The following is a 14,622-nucleotide window of genomic DNA, read 5'->3' as shown; positions in this document are numbered from 1 at the left end:
GCGTCATCGTCTGTGGGGCGTTCAGTGCCAGAGGACCGCGGGGCGTTACAGCGTCGGCGCCGGCCTCAGCCGGACGGGACTGTCGGCCGCGCGCCGATGGCTCCGATGACTTTGAGCAACTGAAGATCCCGGAACGCGGGCGAGTCCGGTTCGGCGGTGAACAACACCACCTGTTGGTCGCGGCCCGGAACGCTGAGAATGTCGTAGTCCAGCTCGATCGGCCCGACCTGAGGGTGTTCGAAAACCTGGCGCGCGTGGTGGTCGACGCGGATGTCCAGGGAGGTCCACAGCCGCTCGAAAGCCTCGCTGCCGGCCAGGAGATCGGCGATGAGCGCCCGAAGCTCCACGTCGTCGGGATACCGGGTGGTGGCCATCCGCAGGTAGCTGACGGTGGTCAGGATGAAACGCTCGTGGTCGGCGATGCCGTATGTACCGCCGCCCTGGTCCGGATGCAGGAAGATGCGGCGCAGGACGTTGCGGTCGGCGCTCTGCAACACGGAGAAGTCCTCGAACAATGCGGCGGCCAGCGGATTCCACGCGATGATCTGGCACGTGTTGTCCATGACCAGTGCCGGGGTGTCGGTGAGGCGGTTCAGCAGCGCGGCGGTGGCGTCGTCGACCTGGCGCGAGGGCAGACGGCCGCGGTCGTCCTCGACCTCCCCGGCGAGCGAGAACAAATGCGTGCGTTCCTGGTCGGACAACCGCAAAGCCCGGGCGATGGCCTGCAGCACCGCTCGAGACGGATGGCGCCCGCGGGCCTGCTCCAGCCGGCTGTAGTGGTCCGTCGAGATGTGGGCCAGCTGCGCGACTTCTTCGCGCCGCAGCCCCGGCGTCCGACGGCGCGGCCCGCGGGGCAGTCCCACGTCCTCCGGTTCGACGTGTTCCCGCCTGTTGCGCAGGAACTCCGCCAAAGCGTGCTTGTCCATGGGCCCACGGTACGGCGCCGAGCCTCGTCCGCGAGCTCCGGAGCCACGGACCGGTAGTCCCTGGATACCCGTCAGGAGTGCGTGAACGCTGGGTCGAAAGACCTCTTTGGAAAGGCAAGGGCTTCGACAATGCGTGTTTTCCTGACCGGCGCCAGCGGCTACCTCGGCGCTGTGCTCACCGAGCATTTGATCGGCGGCGGCCACCAAGTGAGCGCGCTGGTGCGCTCGGACGCGGCGCGTGAGAAAGTGACCCGGCTGGGTGCCGATCCTGTGTTCGGAAGCCTCGCCGACCTGGAGACTCTGCGTGCGGCGGCGGCGGAAGCTGACGGTGTCGTGCACGCCGCTGTGGACTTCGCCCACCCCGCCATGCACGAGATCGAGCAGCCCGCGCTGGCCGCCATGCTCGACGCGACGAGGCCGGGGCGGCCCTTCGTCTACACGAGCACTGGGCTGGTCTACCCCGACACGCACGGTACTCAGGTCGACGAGGACGCCCCGGTCGAGCCCGAGCGGTCGCCGCAGCCGTTCAAGGTGCTGGGGGAGCGCCAGGTACTGGCGGCCGAGGGACCCGTGGTGACCGTCGTGCGTGCCTCCTTGATCTACGGGCGCGGCGGCTCGGGGTTGATACAGGGCATGATCGCCAGCGCGCGCGAGCATGGGGTCGCGGCGTACGTCGGCACCGGGGCCAACGCATGGAGCTCCGTGCACGTCGACGACCTGGCCCGGCTCTATGGCGCGGCACTTGTGGCCGCCGAGCCCCGGCTTGTCGTGAACGCCTCGGCAGGAGTACAGACCAGCATGCGGGACATCGCCGAAGCCGTTGCGGAGCTCACCGGTGCTCAGGCGATGTCGATCACGCTGGAGCAGGCGCGGGAAGCGATGGGGCCCTTCGCGGATGTGCTGACTCGTTCTGCGCCGCTGAACTCGGAGCGGGCCGGCCGGCTGCTGGGGTGGACACCGGTCGAGGCCACCCTCTTGGACGAGCTGCGCAAGGGCTCTTACACACGGAGCTGACACGGAGAAGGAGCGAGGCCTGTAACGCCTGGCTCGCAACGGGGACTGAGACGGGCCGGATGCGACGTCCGCCGCATCCGGGCGACCCGACAAGGAGTGTCACTCATCATGACCAAGACTTTCCGCCGCACGAGCCTTTCGGTGGCGGCTCTGGCCGCCGGCAGCGCCGCCGTCGCACTCACCGCGGTTCCGGCCAACGCGGCCACTACGTCGCCTGCCGCCACGGCGGGCGCCACCACCGTGCCGGCTGCGCTCGCGGCGCACAACGCCGACAGCTCCGACGCGGTGTTCGTGCAAACCGACAACACCGCGGGCAACCAGGTGGCCGCCTACCGGCGCGCCGCCGACGGCACGCTCACCCTGGCCCACACGTACGACACCGGCGGCCTGGGCGGCGTGCTGAGCGGCAGCGCCGTCGACCACACCGCTTCGCAGGGCGCGCTCACCTACGACGCCGAGCACCACCTGCTCTACGCGGTGAACGCGGGCAGCAACACGGTTTCGGTGTTCGCGGTCCACGGCGCCGCCCTGACACTGCGGCAGGTCGTCTCCTCCGGCGGCACCTTCCCGGTCAGCGTCACCGTGCACCGGGACACCGTCTACGTGCTCAACGCCGAGAACGGCGCGAGCGTCCAGGGCTACCGGGTAGCCGGCGGCCGTCTGGAGATCAAGAAGGACTGGAACCGTCAGCTCGGCCTCGACGCGAGCGGCACACCGCAGTTCACCCACACCCCGGGCCAGGTCGGCTTCACCGGCGACGGCAGGCAGCTGGTGGTGACGACCAAGGCTGCGAGCAACGACGTGCTCGTCTACCGTCTCGGCCCCGACGGCTCCCCGTCCGCGTCCCCGACCGTCAACGCCTTCCCCGGCACCGTGCCGTTCGCCTTCGTCGCCACCGGCCGCCACGAGATCGCCCTGGTCCAGGCCGGCACCAGCACCGTGGTGAGCTACCGGGTCGACACCGACGGCACGCTGACCCAGCAGTCCGCCTACGCCACCGGCCAGGCCGCCACCTGCTGGATCGCCCGAGACGGCGACCTGCTGTTCGCCTCCAACGCCGGCAGCGCCACCGAGACCGGCGTCCGCATCGGCGCGCACGGCGCGCTCACCGGCCTCGGCAACACCGGCACCGACAAGGGCACTGTCGACGCGGCGGCCGTCGGCCACAACCTGTATGTACAGGCCGGCGGTACCGGCGTCGTGGACGAATACTCGATCGCGGCCGACGGCTCGCTGACCGAGATCGGTGCGGTCACGGTCGCCGGCGGCGTCGGCGGGGAGGGAATCGCAACGAACTGACCTGCGAGGTCGCGGGAAACCGTACGACCTCCCGGCTGATGCCGGATGACGACCGGGGACCTACGGGCTGAGCGACGGTCCGTGGGCCCCCGGCCGGGTAACCGGCATCCACGAGCCCAATCCCTGGTCCACGACCCGAGCCGCGCGGCGTACCTCGGCGCTCACCAGGCCGAACAGCTCCTCACCCGAGCGTGCGGACATCAGATGCCGGCGCAGCGCCGCGTATTGCGCGGGCCACAATCCCACCAGCGCGTGCGCCGCGACTTGCGCTTCCACGGCGTGGCCCGCCGGTCCGGCGAGTGCGGAAAGCACGCGCGCGGCCTCGGCGGTCAAACGATCGGCGGCCTCGCGTTGGTGTGCGCGCAGCGACGGCGTCGAGCCCAGCAGTGCGCCGAACCGCGCGATCTGCCGGACCGCTTCGCCGTAGTCCGGCTGCGCGGCCATCCAGCCCGTCAGTGCTCTGAGTTCACGGTTTAGGACCCCCAGTACCGCCTCGACCAGAGGTGTTCCGGGTGTGGACAGCGCTGCGGCCACCTCCTCGGGCAGCGTCTCGAACCGGTCCAGGATCAGGGATTCCTTGGTCGGGAAGTAGTTGAAGACCGTCTTCTCCGACACCCCGCACGCGGCGGCGATCGCGCTGACCCGCACGGCGTCGAAGCCCTCTGCCAGGAACATCTCGGTCGCGGTGTCCGACAGCTGCTGCCGCAGCAGGCGCTTCTTGCGCTCGCGCAGTCCTTCGGCCTCGGGTGCTGCCGCGCCGTCCGCTCTGGTGCCGAACGACGACCAGTCCACGGTGCCTGCCTCCATGGCGACAGTGTAGCCGGAAAGCTTCAGTTGCTAAAAAAATACTGTGACTGTAAGTTTTGGGGGAGAGAGTTCCAGGCCGACATCTCCAGGAAGTAGGAGGACGCCGTGAGCGAGATCAGGATCGTCGAGCACTACGCGCAACCCGTCGAGACCGTCTGGCGCGCCCTGACCGACCCGGAAGTGGTCCCGCGCTGGACCGCCACCGGTGCCGGCGGCAGGCCGGTCGGCTTCGACACGGTTCCCGGAACCCGTTTCCAGTTCGTCGGCAAGCCGAAGCCCGGCTGGGACGGCATCGTCAACTGTGTGGTGCTGGAGGCGGCCGAGCCCGAGCTGCTGCGGTTCTCCTGGCAGGACAACGAGGGCGGTGCCGTCACCGAGGTCTGCTACCGACTCGCGGCGGACCCCGGCGGCGGCACCGCCCTCGTGTACGAACACACCGGTTTCACCGGCCCTGGCGGCTATGCCATGGCCAAGCTGCTGGGCCACGTCCGCCGCAAGATGCTGCGCGTCGGGCTGCCGCCGGTGCTCGCCGAGCTGGCCTGAGGCGACGACTGGGTCAGCCGCCTTCTGGCTTGACCGCGGTGTCGACGAAGTCCTCGATGGCTCCGAGCGTCGCGCCCATCTGGTCGATGGGCGTTTCCGGTGATCAGGGCTGGATGTTCTCCAGGTCTTCCAGAAGAGAGGGGTGCTGCGGCTTCCAGCCGAGGCTCTGCTGGGTGTGGGTGCTGGAGGCGGGCTGGTCGGTCGCGAAGATCGGGCCGAGGGGGCCGTAGGTTTCGGTCGGCACCGCCTGGACCGGCAGGCCGAGTCGTCGGCCGATGACGGCGGCGATGTCGTGGACCTGGTCGCCTTCGTCGGCCACGGCGTGCCAGGAGGTTCCGCCCGGTGCCTGTTCGAGGGCGAGCCGGAACAGGGCGGCTGCGTCGAGTGCGTGCACGGCCGGCCAGCGCTGGGTGCCGTCGCCGGGGTAGCCGGACACCCCGCTGCGGCGTGCGATGTCGGTCAGCAGGCCGGCGAAGCCGCCGGTTCCGTTGTTGTGGACCGTGCGCGGCAGGCGGACGGCCGTGCTGCGGACCCCCTGGGAGGCCAGGTCCAGGATCGCCGTGACGGTTCGGCCTCGGCCGCCGACCGGGCCCTCGGTCGGTGCCGGGTCGGCTTCGGTGGAGGCGCGGCCCGGTGTGTGGGGCGTGCCCGCGACGGTGACCAGGGGGCGGTCGCTGCCGACGAGTTCCTCGCCCAGCGCTGTGAGGGCGGCCGTCTCCTCGGCGATCGACCGTGCCAGGGCCTGAGGGCTGCTGAAGTCGTTGCCGAAGGCCAGGTGGATGACGCCTTCGGCGCGCGCCGCGCCGGCGCGCAGGACGTCCAGGTCGGTGAGGTTTCCTCGGATCGGCTCGGCGCCGGCTTTCTCGGCGGCGGCCGCGGACGCGTCGGACCGGGCCAGCGCGAGGACGGTGTGGCCGTTCGCGAGCAGTTCGGCGACGACGGCCGAGCCGATCAGGCCGGTGCCTCCGGTGATGAAGACCTGCATGGGGCACTCCTCGAATCAGTGATGGGACCTTTGTCTCATCACTGTAGCACCAGTGATGAGACAAAGGTCCCATCGCCTATGATGGACCCATGGCTCGATGGGAACCGGGGGCGCGCGAACGTCTCGTAGTGGCTGCCGTCGACCTGTTCACCGAGCGGGGATACGACGCCACGACCGTCGCGCAGATCGCTGAGCGCGCCGGGGTTACTAAGAGCACGTTCTTCCGCTACTTCCCGGACAAGCGCGACCTGTTGGCGGCCGGTCAGGAGACTCTGAGCCGGCTGTTGGTCGAAGGGATCGCCGAGGCTCCCGAAGGGGCCAGCCCGCTCACAGCGGTCGCCGCCGGGCTCGAGCGTGTGTCGGGCGCGATGGGCCCGGTGAACCGCGAGCTCGCCCCTCGCCTGAAGGCCGCCGTGGCCGCGAGCGCCGAGCTGCAGGAGCGCGAGGCTCTCAAAGGAGCCAGTCTCGCGGCCGCGGCGACGCAGGCACTCATCGACCGCGGAGTGCCCGATCCGATCGCGACGGTCGCGGGCGAGCTGGGCGTTCTGGCTTTCAAGCGGGGGTTCGCCGTCTGGTCCGAAGGCGGGCGTGAGGCCACGGACGAACTCGCGGTGCACACTTCGGCGGCTCTGGACGAGCTGCGTGTGGCCACCGCGTCGCTGGATTGAGTGTCACCGGGGTCGCCACACCGCCGCGGCCGCGATGGGACTGTCAGTCGGCCGCGCTGGTGCTGAAGACCGGCCAGCAGATCTCAGTCCGCCACAGAGTGTCGTCCGCGGTGTCCTGGCGGCCGACGAGGTAATACTCCCGGATCGGGCCGTCGAGGTGCAGCTCGTGGCCGGCCACGTAGGCGGCCAGCGTTCCGTAGGCCCGATCGACGTCGGCGAGCGAACCGTGGTGCTCTATGACGGCGAGTTCGGCGGCCGGTACGACGAGCGGTTCGACCCGGCCCAGCCGTGGGACCTCGGTCGCGGTGGGGACGAAGACCGTGGCCTGCCCGCGCTCGTCAGTGAACAGGTCTCCGGCGAAGACCCCGCCTGTCGGGCCGCAGGCGCGCACGCCTTGTGCCTCGAGCGTGGCGTGGAGCTCGCCGAGCGCGCCCTGATACCAGGGTACGAGGTCGCCCATCGCGATGACGGAGGTGACAGCCGCTGTCATGGTCGCGCCCACCCTGCGGTGTCTGACCGGTGCGGTGGCGGACGGCGGGGCAAGCAGGTCGCGCAGGGATGTGACTGCGGACTGCGTGGCGGCCAGGGCTTGTTCGAGGCTCGCCAGGTGCGCGGTGATGAGCTCGTTTCGCGTGCGCGGGTCGGGGGCCTCCAGCACGGCGTGAATGTGGTCCAGGGGCATGTTGAGATCCCGGAAACGGCGGATGATCTGGGCCGTCGGGATCTGGTCGGTCGTGTACCGCCGGTATCCGGTGTCCGCGTCGACGTCGGCCGGCGTCAGGAGCCCGACGCGGTGATAGTGGCGCAAGGTCTTGGCGCTCAGGTGTGTGGCGCGCGAGAAGTCGCCGATCGTCAGGGCGGCAGGCATGCGGCCAGTATGTGCCTTCCCCTAAGGGGAAGGTCAAAGCTGCCGGCCGGTGTTGACCTTCTCCTCGGGACACCGACGACGGTGGAGTCAGTCGGCCGCGACGGCCGCCTCCATCGGAAGGAACAACACAACCATGAACGCAACCACGCCCGCTGTGAGTGTCATGGCTCTCACCATCGACTGCGCCGATCCCGCCACTCTGGCGGACTTCTGGGGCAAGGTCCTGGGCCGCGAGGTCAGCCCGGGGGCGACCGCCGAGAACGCGCAGCTGCTCGCCGCCGATCCGGCGAGCGGTCCCCGGATGTTCTTCCAGAACGTCCCCGAGGCCAAGACGGTCAAGAACCGACTCCATCTCGATCTGAGCACCGAGCAGTACGAGGCCGAGATCGAGCGGCTGACCGGGCTGGGCGCCAAGCCGCTCGACGAGATCGAGGTCCCCGGGGCCCGGTGGACCACCTTCGCGGACCCGGAAGGCAACGAGTTCGATCTGCTCACGTTCGGGGCCAAGTAGCCGTCAGCCGTGGTTGCCCCTGGGTAGGGCTCTGATCAGGGCTCTGACCAGGGGCTTTCGCCGGGATGTGGGAGGATCGGGCGTCCCCGGACGTCAGGGCCGGGTCAGGACGCGGGGACCGTCGTCGGTGACGGCGATGGTGTGCTCGACGTGCGCGGCGCGGCTGCCATCGGTGGTGAGCAGGGTCCAGCCGTCGGGTGTCGCCCCGCAGTCGACGCCGACCAGGTCGCCGTCCCGCAGCCGGTAGCCGCCGGGGATGCCGTGCACGATGGCGTCGTTGACCGAGGTGCAGAAGCAGCTCCGTTCGCCGCATGACCCTTCGCGGAAAGGCCGGTCCGCGACCGTCATGCTTCGCGAACCGGCCAGCGTGCCCGGGTGTCAGGTGTCAGGTGTCGGGTGTCAGATACCAGCGTCAGCTTCCGGCGCGGATCAGCTCCTGCTCGTCCGAGGCGCCGCTGCGCAGAGCCCTGAACTTCGCGACGTTCGCGGACGTCACCGGAGCCGGCGGGATCTCGTCCGAGCACACGGTGCCCGGCTTCGGGAGGGTCAGGTCGGCCAGGTAGGTGGCGGTCGCCGCGGTCACACAAGCGCTCCGGCCGAAGGCGGTGTGTCCTTGGGCGTCGAACGTCAGCAGTTCGGCGTTGTCGAAGGTCCTGGAGAGCGAGACAGCATCCTGATAGGGAGTGTCAGGGTCATGCGTGGTGCCGATCACGAGGATGGGCGCCGAGCCCGCCGCCCGGTAGGAGCCGCTGTAGCGGCTGACCCGCTCGACCGGCCACTGGACGCAGGCCGGGGCGCTGTTCTGGTCGTACATCGGCGGTGCGTAGGCCCACGGCGTGCCGAGCAGCGGTGCCGCCGCGGCCTCGGCCGTGACGTTCCACTTCAGCTGCGAGATGCTCGCCGGGAAGGCCCGGTCGTCGCAGGAGACCACGGTGTTGGGGTTGAGCTGGGCCCAGCTGGCCGGGGACGGCGGGCGGAGCAGGAACGACGTGGGGTCGTGCAGCTGTGCCTGGCGCAGCGCCTGGCCGAACGCCGGCCAGATCACCTTGCCGTCGTCCATGTTGAACAGCAGGCGGTAGGCCAGGGTGAAGCCGTTGGCCACCCCGCCGCCGGGGATCTGGACGGGGTTGGCGTCCAGGTCGGCCTTGAGGGCGGTGAAGGCGGCCTTGGCGTTCCCGTCGCCGAACCCGCACTCCGACTGGTTCTGATCGCACCAGGTGAGGAAGTCGTTCATCGCCGCGTCCAGCGCGATGTACTGCGGCCAGTCGTAGGCGTAGGGGTCGTTCGCGTAGTGGTTCGGGTCGTAGGCGCCGTCCAGTGCCATGGCGCGCACCCGTCGCGGGAACATGCTGGCGTAGACGGTGCCGACGTACGTGCCGAACGACCGGCCGTAGAACGTGAGTTGCTGCTCGCCGAGGGCCTGGCGGAGCAGGTCGATGTCCCGCGCGACGTATGCCGTGCCGAACAGGCCGGCGGTGTCCCCGAGCTTGGTCACGCAGTTCTGGTCGAAGTCCGCCGCCACCTTGACGGCGTTGGCGAAGGCGTCCGGCCCGGGAACGCCCTTGGCCGCGTTGACGGCTGCGGTGTACTGGGTATCGCTGTAGCACGCGACGCCCGAGCTGGTCTGGATGCCCCGCGGGTCGAAGCTGACGATGTCGAACTTGTTCTGCAGTTCGGCCGGCAGGTCCGCGTAGTTGTCGCGGGCGAAGTCCAGCCCGCTGCTGCCGGGTCCGCCGGGCTCCATCCACAGGGTGCCCACGCGCTGGCCCGGGTCGGCTGCCGGGTGCCGGATCATGTGCAGGGTGATGGTCGGGCCCTGCGGGTCGCGGTAGTCCAGCGGGACGGCCGCGTCGGAGCATTGGAAGCCGCCGGTGCAGTCGGTCCAGTTCAGGGTGGGAATCTTCGGTCCGGCCTGGTGTGCCGGGGCCGGGCTGGCCACCGCCAGACCGGTCGCCATGACGCTGGCCAGGGCCGCCGCGCCCAGGACGGCGGTGAGCCGACGTCCGGTGCGGAAGCGGCGCTGTGGTGGCGGAGCAGAGTTCCCAGTGATGTTCAAGGAACGGCCTTTCTGGTGGCGCAGAAACGTGGCACGCCTTGACGGCGTGGCTTGATCAGCGCCAGTAAAGCAGTAAACAGTGCACTGACACCCGAGTTGTCGACGTGTTGATTCTTGCGGCACAGATGGGATTGCTCAACGGCTCTCTTGCCCCGGCCGTGGAACGCTCCGCTGCTGCCTTCGATAGGCGGTCGGCGTGGCGGCGACTGCCTGCCCGAAGGCGCGCGCGAAGTGCTGGCTGGAGGCGAATCCGAGGCTGGTGGCGATCGCGGTGACGGGCAGGTCGCTGGTGGCCAGCAGCTGCTTGGCGACGTCGATGCGGCGTTGCTGGAGGTAGCGGTGGGGCGGCTGGCCTGTCTCCGCGGCGAACATGCCGGCCAGGTAGGTGGGAGCCAACCCGACGTGGCGGGCCAGGTCGGCCAGTCTCCAGCGGCGTTCGTAGTGCCGGTCGAGCAGGTCGCGAGCGGCGGCGACGGCGGGGTGGACGCTCATCCGCGGCAGCGGTGCGCTCGCCTGCAGGCTGCGGGTCGTGGCCAGCACGACCTGGTCCAGGGCCAGGGTGATGCCTTCGTGCGGATACGGCTGGTGGAAGGTGAGCTCGCGGGTGAGAGCCGCGAAGGCCTCGGGCAGGGCGCTGGTGGCCTGACAGTGGATGCTCTCGGGCTGGTCGGCCCATGCCGCGGCGAGCGCGGGGTTTCGGTGCAGGACCGTCGGCAGGTCGAAGGCCGCGAAATAAAAGTGATGATTGCCGTTGGTCGGCGTGATCAGCCGGTGCTTCACCCCGGGTGCGACCGCCAAGAGGTCTCCCGGGTGCAAGGGCCGCGTTCTGCTTCCGACCATCCATCGAGTCAGCCCGTGGACCTGCAGGTAGAGCTCCCACACCGGATGGCTGTGGGTGTCGATCATGAACTGCGGGGGAACCCACTGCTCTCCGGCGTGGTGCAGGCCACCGGCCGATTCGTCGACCTCGGCGTGGAATCCGGCTTTGGCCCCGTCGGGTCGGGTCAGTTTGTGCACCTGAAGATTGTGTACAGATACAGGAACATCGGGGAAGCTCGGCGGTGGTCTGCGCTCATAGCTTGAGGCCATGGACCTCGACACCCTTCTTCCAGGACCTGATGACGTCGCCTTCTACCGACAGAACGGCTACTGGGTCTCGCCGGCGATACTGCCGGGCGAACTGCTCGATGCCGCCGAGCGCGGAATGCGCCGGTTCTATGCCGACGACCACGATCGAGCGCTGCCCGACCTTCCCGGCACCCGCGGCTGGCGCGCCGAACACGGGGACGTCCTCCGCAAGAACGACTACGCGTCGCTGCGCGTGGACGAACTCGCCGGCCTGGTCGCCCATCCCGCCATAGCCGCCACCGCCGCCGTCCTCGCCGGCGCCGACAGCATCCGGCTGTGGCATGACCAACTGCTGTACAAGCCGGTGGACGCCGGCGGAGCTCCGAGCCGGGTGGGCTGGCACACCGACCGCCAGTACTGGCAGTCGTGCTCCTCGGACGACATGCTGACCGCCTGGATCGGCTTCCACGACGTCGACGAGGCCAACGGCGGAGTCTCCTTCCTGCCCGGCAGCCAGCAGTGGGATGTCACCGGTCTGGACTTCTTCTCGCAGGACGACACGGCCCTGATCGAACGGACCCGCAGCCAGGGTCATTCCGTCGACCCGGTCACGCCCACGCTGCGACGCGGCCAGGTCAGCTTCCACCACTGCCGCACGGTCCACGGCAGCGGCCTCAACCACGGCAGCGAACCGCGCCGTTCCCTGGCGGTCCACCTCCAACCCGGTGACAACCGTTGGGTGCGGCGTCTTGGCCAGGACGGCGTGCCGGTGCGCCACGGCAATGACGATCTCGTCCGCACCGTGGACGGCGTCCCCGACTACAGCGATCCCGCAATCTGTCGTCCCCTGTGGCCCCACCCGGCGGCCGTCATTCGGTAGCCGCCCTATTGAGCACTGCTCGACAGCGGGGTACCCTTACTGAGCAATGCTCAACAAGGGAGGCTCCATGGATTTCGCCCAGTCGCGACGAGGGCAGGAGTACGCAGAGCGGGTCCGCACCTTCATCGAGGCCGAGGTCGCGCCCGTCGAGAAGAGGCACGTGCGGGAGCTGTCGGCCGCCGCACCGGACCAGCGGTGGCGCACCTATCCCGCTGTGGAGGCGCTCAAGGCCAAGGCGCGCGAGGCTGGTCTGTGGAACCTGTTCCTGCCCGACGTCTCCGGGCTCTCCACAGTGGAGTACGCGCCGTTGGCCGAGCTGATGGGCCGGTCCTACCTGGCCGCAGAGGTCTTCAACTGCAATGCCCCGGACTCCGGGAACATGGAGGTCCTGCACCACTTCGGCAGCGAAGAGCAGAAGCGCCGCTGGCTGGAACCGCTGCTGGCCGGCGAGATCCGGTCGGCGTTCTGCATGACCGAGCCGGATGTGGCCTCCTCGGACGCGACCACCATGCAGGCCACGGCGGTCGTCGAGGGCGACGAAGTCGTGCTCAACGGCCGCAAGTGGTTCAGCACCGGCCTCGGCGCTCCGCGCTGCGCGCTGTTGCTGGTCATGGCCCTGACCGAGCCCGACGCCGACCGCTATCGGCAGCACTCGATCGTGGCGGTCCCCAAGGACGCCCCGGGTGTCACGGTGGAGCGGATGCTGCCGGTGATGGGCCGCTACGACGAGCCCAGCGGCCACGGCGAGGTGACCTTCACCGACGTGCGCCTGCCGGTCTCGGCGGTCGTCGGCGGCCCGGGCCGCGGCTTCGAGATCGGGCAGAGCCGGCTCGGTCCCGGCCGGGTCCACCACTGCATGCGGCTGATCGGCCTGGCCGAGATGGCGCTGGAGGCGGCCTGCCGCCGAGGTGTCGAGCGCACTGCCTTCGGCAAGCCGCTGGTCAACCTGGGCGGCAACCGGGAGCGGATCGCCGACGCGCGGATCGCGATCGACTCCGCGCGGCTGCTGGTCCTGCACACCGCCTGGCTGCTGGACACCCAAGGCATCCTGGGCGCGCTTTCGCAGGTGTCGCAGATCAAGGTGGCGGTTCCGCTCATGGCGCAGAACGTCGTCGACATGGCCATGCAGCTGCACGGCGGCGCCGGGCTGACCGACGACTTCCCGCTGGCGGCGGCCTGGACCGTGGCCCGCGCGCTGCGGCTCGCGGACGGACCGGACGAGGTGCACCGCGGCGTGGTCGCCAAGCTGGAGCTCGCGCAGTACACGGCCCAGCGATGAGCGAGGCCGACGCCGTCCGGGGCGAGGACGCCTTCGATGTCGCAGCCGTGCACGCCTGGCTCGGTGAGCAGGGTGAGCAGGGTGAGTCGCCACAGGTCTGGCAGGGCGAGCCGCCACAGGTCCGGCAGTTCAGCGGGGGAGCGTCCAACCTCACCTACCTGCTGGCCTATCCCGGCCGCGAGCTGATCCTGCGCCGGCCGCCGCGCGGCACCAAAGCCTCCTCGGCGCACGACATGAGGCGGGAGTACCGGGTCCAGTCCCTGCTGCGACCGGTCTTCCCGTACGTTCCGGAGATGGTGGCCATGTGCACCGATCCCTCGGTGATCGGGTCGGACTTCTATGTCATGGAACGTATTCCGGGCACCATCGTGCGCACCGAGTGGCCCGACGGCGTGAGCCTGACCGAGGACCAGGCGGCCGGGCTGTGCCGGAACGTGTTCGACCGGCTCATCGACCTGCACTCGGTGGATCCCGCCGCCGCCGGCCTCGCGGACCTCGGCAAGGGGCCGGGGTACGTGGGCCGTCAGGTGTCCGGCTGGACCGACCGCTATCGCAAAGCCCTGACCCCTGATGCCCCCGACTTCGACGCGGTCATCGACTGGCTCGCGGCCCACCAGCCCCACGACGTCGGCGCCTGCGTGATCCACAACGACTACCGCCTCGACAACATCGTGCTCGACCCGGCGCAGCCGTGGGACTCGCCGACCGCGGTGCGCGGGGTGCTGGACTGGGAGATGGCGACCGTCGGCGACCCGCTCATGGACCTCGGCAGCGCGCTGGCCTACTGGGTCCAGGCCGACGACAACGAGGAGTTCGGCCTGCTGCGCAGGCAGCCGACCACCACCGCGGGCATGCTCACTCGCGCCCAGATCGTCGCCTACTACGGGGAACGCACTGGCCGGGACGTCGCCGCATGGCCGTTCTACGAGACCTTCGGGCTCTTCCGGCTCGCTGTGATCGTCCAGCAGATCTACTACCGGTACTTCCACGGCCAGACCACCAATCCGGCCTTCAAGCACTTCGGTTTCGCGGCCGTCTTCCTGCGGGACCAGGCGCTGCGCGCGATGGCCGGATAGGGGAGCCCATGCCCGTCATCCACCTCGTGCGGCACGGCCAGGCCTCGGCCGACGCCGCCGACTACGACGTGCTGTCAGCCCTCGGCGACCGGCAGGCCAGGGTCGCCGGGACGGAGTTCGCCCGCCGGGGACTGCGCGATCCGTTCGTCGTCTGCGGGACTCTGGACCGTCAGCGCGACACCGCCGACGCCCTCATCGCGGCCGCCGGCCTGGACGTCGCGGCACACGTCGATCCGCGCTGGAACGAGTACGACCACCTCGACCTGCTGACCCGCTACCCGATGGCGGCCACCGGGACCGTCCAGGACTACGTCGACCACGCGCTCACCAGCTGGATCGAAGACCCGGACGGCGGCTGGCAGGCCTTCCAGGACGACGCCGTCGCCGCCTTGGCCGCGGTCTCGGGCGCTGCTCGCAACGCGATCGTCGTCACATCTGGCGGCGTCATCGCCGCTGTTTGCGGCGCGCTGCTGGGTGTCCCGCCGGCCGGAATCGTGGCGCTCAACCGGGTGTCCGTCAACGTGGGCATCACCACCCTCGTTCACGGCTCCCGGGGCACGAGCCTGCTCACCTTCAACGACCACGCCCATCTCGCCGCCGACCGTTCGCTGCTCACCTACCGCTGACCTACCGCTTTCCCAC

General features: G+C 69.9%; 15 protein-coding genes and 1 pseudogene. 9 read left to right on the top strand and 7 right to left on the bottom strand.

Annotated features, from left to right (window positions below; all coding sequences use genetic code 11):
• Nucleotides 1–65 precede the first annotated feature (65 nt).
• Complete coding sequence (locus tag ABH926_RS21445; RefSeq protein WP_370367478.1) at nucleotides 66–926, bottom strand: helix-turn-helix transcriptional regulator; 861 nt, start codon at nucleotides 924–926, stop codon at nucleotides 66–68.
• Between the two features lie 129 nt (nucleotides 927–1,055).
• Here ABH926_RS21445 and ABH926_RS21440 point away from each other — a divergent pair, with 129 nt between their 5' ends.
• Nucleotides 1,056–1,940, top strand: coding sequence for an NAD-dependent epimerase/dehydratase family protein (locus tag ABH926_RS21440; RefSeq protein ID WP_370367477.1), 885 nt, complete (start codon nucleotides 1,056–1,058; stop codon nucleotides 1,938–1,940).
• A gap of 108 nt (nucleotides 1,941–2,048) precedes the next feature.
• Nucleotides 2,049–3,239: a lactonase family protein gene (locus tag ABH926_RS21435; protein ID WP_370367476.1), complete on the top strand. Its 1,191-nt coding sequence runs from the start codon at nucleotides 2,049–2,051 to the stop codon at nucleotides 3,237–3,239.
• A gap of 60 nt (nucleotides 3,240–3,299) precedes the next feature.
• On the opposite strand, the gene ABH926_RS21430 is transcribed toward ABH926_RS21435, so the two are convergent.
• Nucleotides 3,300–4,046 (bottom strand): TetR/AcrR family transcriptional regulator, encoded by a 747-nt coding sequence (locus ABH926_RS21430; protein WP_370367475.1) that lies wholly within the window; start codon nucleotides 4,044–4,046, stop codon nucleotides 3,300–3,302.
• A gap of 105 nt (nucleotides 4,047–4,151) precedes the next feature.
• On the opposite strand from ABH926_RS21430, the gene ABH926_RS21425 reads away from it, so the two are divergent.
• Nucleotides 4,152–4,589, top strand: coding sequence for an SRPBCC domain-containing protein (locus ABH926_RS21425; protein WP_370367474.1), 438 nt, complete (start codon nucleotides 4,152–4,154; stop codon nucleotides 4,587–4,589).
• A gap of 103 nt (nucleotides 4,590–4,692) precedes the next feature.
• On the opposite strand, the gene ABH926_RS21420 is transcribed toward ABH926_RS21425, so the two are convergent.
• Complete coding sequence (locus ABH926_RS21420) at nucleotides 4,693–5,574, bottom strand: SDR family oxidoreductase (protein WP_370367473.1); 882 nt, start codon at nucleotides 5,572–5,574, stop codon at nucleotides 4,693–4,695.
• A gap of 89 nt (nucleotides 5,575–5,663) precedes the next feature.
• Between ABH926_RS21420 and ABH926_RS21415 the strand changes: the two genes are divergently transcribed.
• Complete coding sequence (locus ABH926_RS21415; protein WP_370367472.1) at nucleotides 5,664–6,242, top strand: TetR/AcrR family transcriptional regulator; 579 nt, start codon at nucleotides 5,664–5,666, stop codon at nucleotides 6,240–6,242.
• A gap of 43 nt (nucleotides 6,243–6,285) precedes the next feature.
• On the opposite strand, the gene ABH926_RS21410 is transcribed toward ABH926_RS21415, so the two are convergent.
• On the bottom strand, nucleotides 6,286–7,110 hold the full coding sequence (locus ABH926_RS21410; protein WP_370367471.1) for a MerR family transcriptional regulator: 825 nt from the start codon (nucleotides 7,108–7,110) through the stop codon (nucleotides 6,286–6,288).
• Nucleotides 7,111–7,243: 133 nt separating this feature from the next.
• Between ABH926_RS21410 and ABH926_RS21405 the strand changes: the two genes are divergently transcribed.
• Nucleotides 7,244–7,621: a VOC family protein gene (locus ABH926_RS21405; protein WP_370367470.1), complete on the top strand. Its 378-nt coding sequence runs from the start codon at nucleotides 7,244–7,246 to the stop codon at nucleotides 7,619–7,621.
• 183 nt (nucleotides 7,622–7,804) lie between these two features.
• Here ABH926_RS21405 and ABH926_RS21400 read toward each other — a convergent pair.
• The 3 genes and pseudogenes from ABH926_RS21400 to ABH926_RS21390 all read right to left on the bottom strand — a co-directional run.
• A pseudogene (locus ABH926_RS21400) lies at nucleotides 7,805–7,912 on the bottom strand (M24 family metallopeptidase); the annotation flags it as partial.
• Nucleotides 7,913–8,033: 121 nt separating this feature from the next.
• Nucleotides 8,034–9,671, bottom strand: a complete 1,638-nt coding sequence (locus ABH926_RS21395; protein ID WP_370367727.1) for an alpha/beta hydrolase — start codon at nucleotides 9,669–9,671, stop codon at nucleotides 8,034–8,036.
• Nucleotides 9,672–9,812: 141 nt separating this feature from the next.
• Nucleotides 9,813–10,694, bottom strand: coding sequence for a helix-turn-helix domain-containing protein (locus tag ABH926_RS21390; protein ID WP_370367469.1), 882 nt, complete (start codon nucleotides 10,692–10,694; stop codon nucleotides 9,813–9,815).
• 70 nt (nucleotides 10,695–10,764) lie between these two features.
• On the opposite strand from ABH926_RS21390, the gene ABH926_RS21385 reads away from it, so the two are divergent.
• From ABH926_RS21385 to ABH926_RS21370, 4 genes are all read left to right on the top strand, one after another.
• A complete protein-coding gene (locus ABH926_RS21385; RefSeq protein WP_370367468.1) occupies nucleotides 10,765–11,625 on the top strand; it encodes a phytanoyl-CoA dioxygenase family protein in 861 nt (286 codons plus the stop codon).
• Between the two features lie 67 nt (nucleotides 11,626–11,692).
• A complete protein-coding gene (locus ABH926_RS21380) occupies nucleotides 11,693–12,904 on the top strand; it encodes an acyl-CoA dehydrogenase family protein (protein ID WP_370367467.1) in 1,212 nt (403 codons plus the stop codon).
• Nucleotides 12,901–13,980 (top strand): phosphotransferase family protein, encoded by a 1,080-nt coding sequence (locus ABH926_RS21375; protein ID WP_370367466.1) that lies wholly within the window; start codon nucleotides 12,901–12,903, stop codon nucleotides 13,978–13,980. The genes ABH926_RS21380 and ABH926_RS21375 overlap by 4 nt, the downstream gene beginning before the upstream one ends.
• Before the next feature lie 8 nt (nucleotides 13,981–13,988).
• A complete protein-coding gene (locus ABH926_RS21370) occupies nucleotides 13,989–14,606 on the top strand; it encodes a histidine phosphatase family protein (protein WP_370367465.1) in 618 nt (205 codons plus the stop codon).
• The last annotated feature ends 16 nt before the right edge of the window (nucleotides 14,607–14,622 follow it).

The sequence above is a fragment of the Catenulispora sp. GP43 genome (genome assembly GCF_041260665.1).
GTDB lineage: Bacteria > Actinomycetota > Actinomycetes > Streptomycetales > Catenulisporaceae > Catenulispora.
This window is presented reverse-complemented; position numbering and strand designations above follow the sequence as displayed.

What these genes read in the sequence shown, in the direction of transcription:
- ABH926_RS21435 (WP_370367476.1), top strand. Translation starts at nt 2,049, where the DNA reads ATGACCAAGACTTTCCGCCGCACGAGCCTTTCGGTGGCGGCTCTGGCC.
- ABH926_RS21440 (WP_370367477.1), top strand. Translation starts at nt 1,056, where the DNA reads ATGCGTGTTTTCCTGACCGGCGCCAGCGGCTACCTCGGCGCTGTGCTC.
- ABH926_RS21410 (WP_370367471.1), bottom strand. Translation starts at nt 7,110, where the DNA reads ATGCCTGCCGCCCTGACGATCGGCGACTTCTCGCGCGCCACACACCTG.
- ABH926_RS21445 (WP_370367478.1), bottom strand. Translation starts at nt 926, where the DNA reads ATGGACAAGCACGCTTTGGCGGAGTTCCTGCGCAACAGGCGGGAACAC.
- ABH926_RS21385 (WP_370367468.1), top strand. Translation starts at nt 10,765, where the DNA reads ATGGACCTCGACACCCTTCTTCCAGGACCTGATGACGTCGCCTTCTAC.
- ABH926_RS21375 (WP_370367466.1), top strand. Translation starts at nt 12,901, where the DNA reads ATGAGCGAGGCCGACGCCGTCCGGGGCGAGGACGCCTTCGATGTCGCA.
- ABH926_RS21370 (WP_370367465.1), top strand. Translation starts at nt 13,989, where the DNA reads ATGCCCGTCATCCACCTCGTGCGGCACGGCCAGGCCTCGGCCGACGCC.
- ABH926_RS21405 (WP_370367470.1), top strand. Translation starts at nt 7,244, where the DNA reads ATGAACGCAACCACGCCCGCTGTGAGTGTCATGGCTCTCACCATCGAC.
- ABH926_RS21420 (WP_370367473.1), bottom strand. Translation starts at nt 5,574, where the DNA reads ATGCAGGTCTTCATCACCGGAGGCACCGGCCTGATCGGCTCGGCCGTC.
- ABH926_RS21380 (WP_370367467.1), top strand. Translation starts at nt 11,693, where the DNA reads ATGGATTTCGCCCAGTCGCGACGAGGGCAGGAGTACGCAGAGCGGGTC.
- ABH926_RS21415 (WP_370367472.1), top strand. Translation starts at nt 5,664, where the DNA reads ATGGCTCGATGGGAACCGGGGGCGCGCGAACGTCTCGTAGTGGCTGCC.
- ABH926_RS21430 (WP_370367475.1), bottom strand. Translation starts at nt 4,046, where the DNA reads ATGGAGGCAGGCACCGTGGACTGGTCGTCGTTCGGCACCAGAGCGGAC.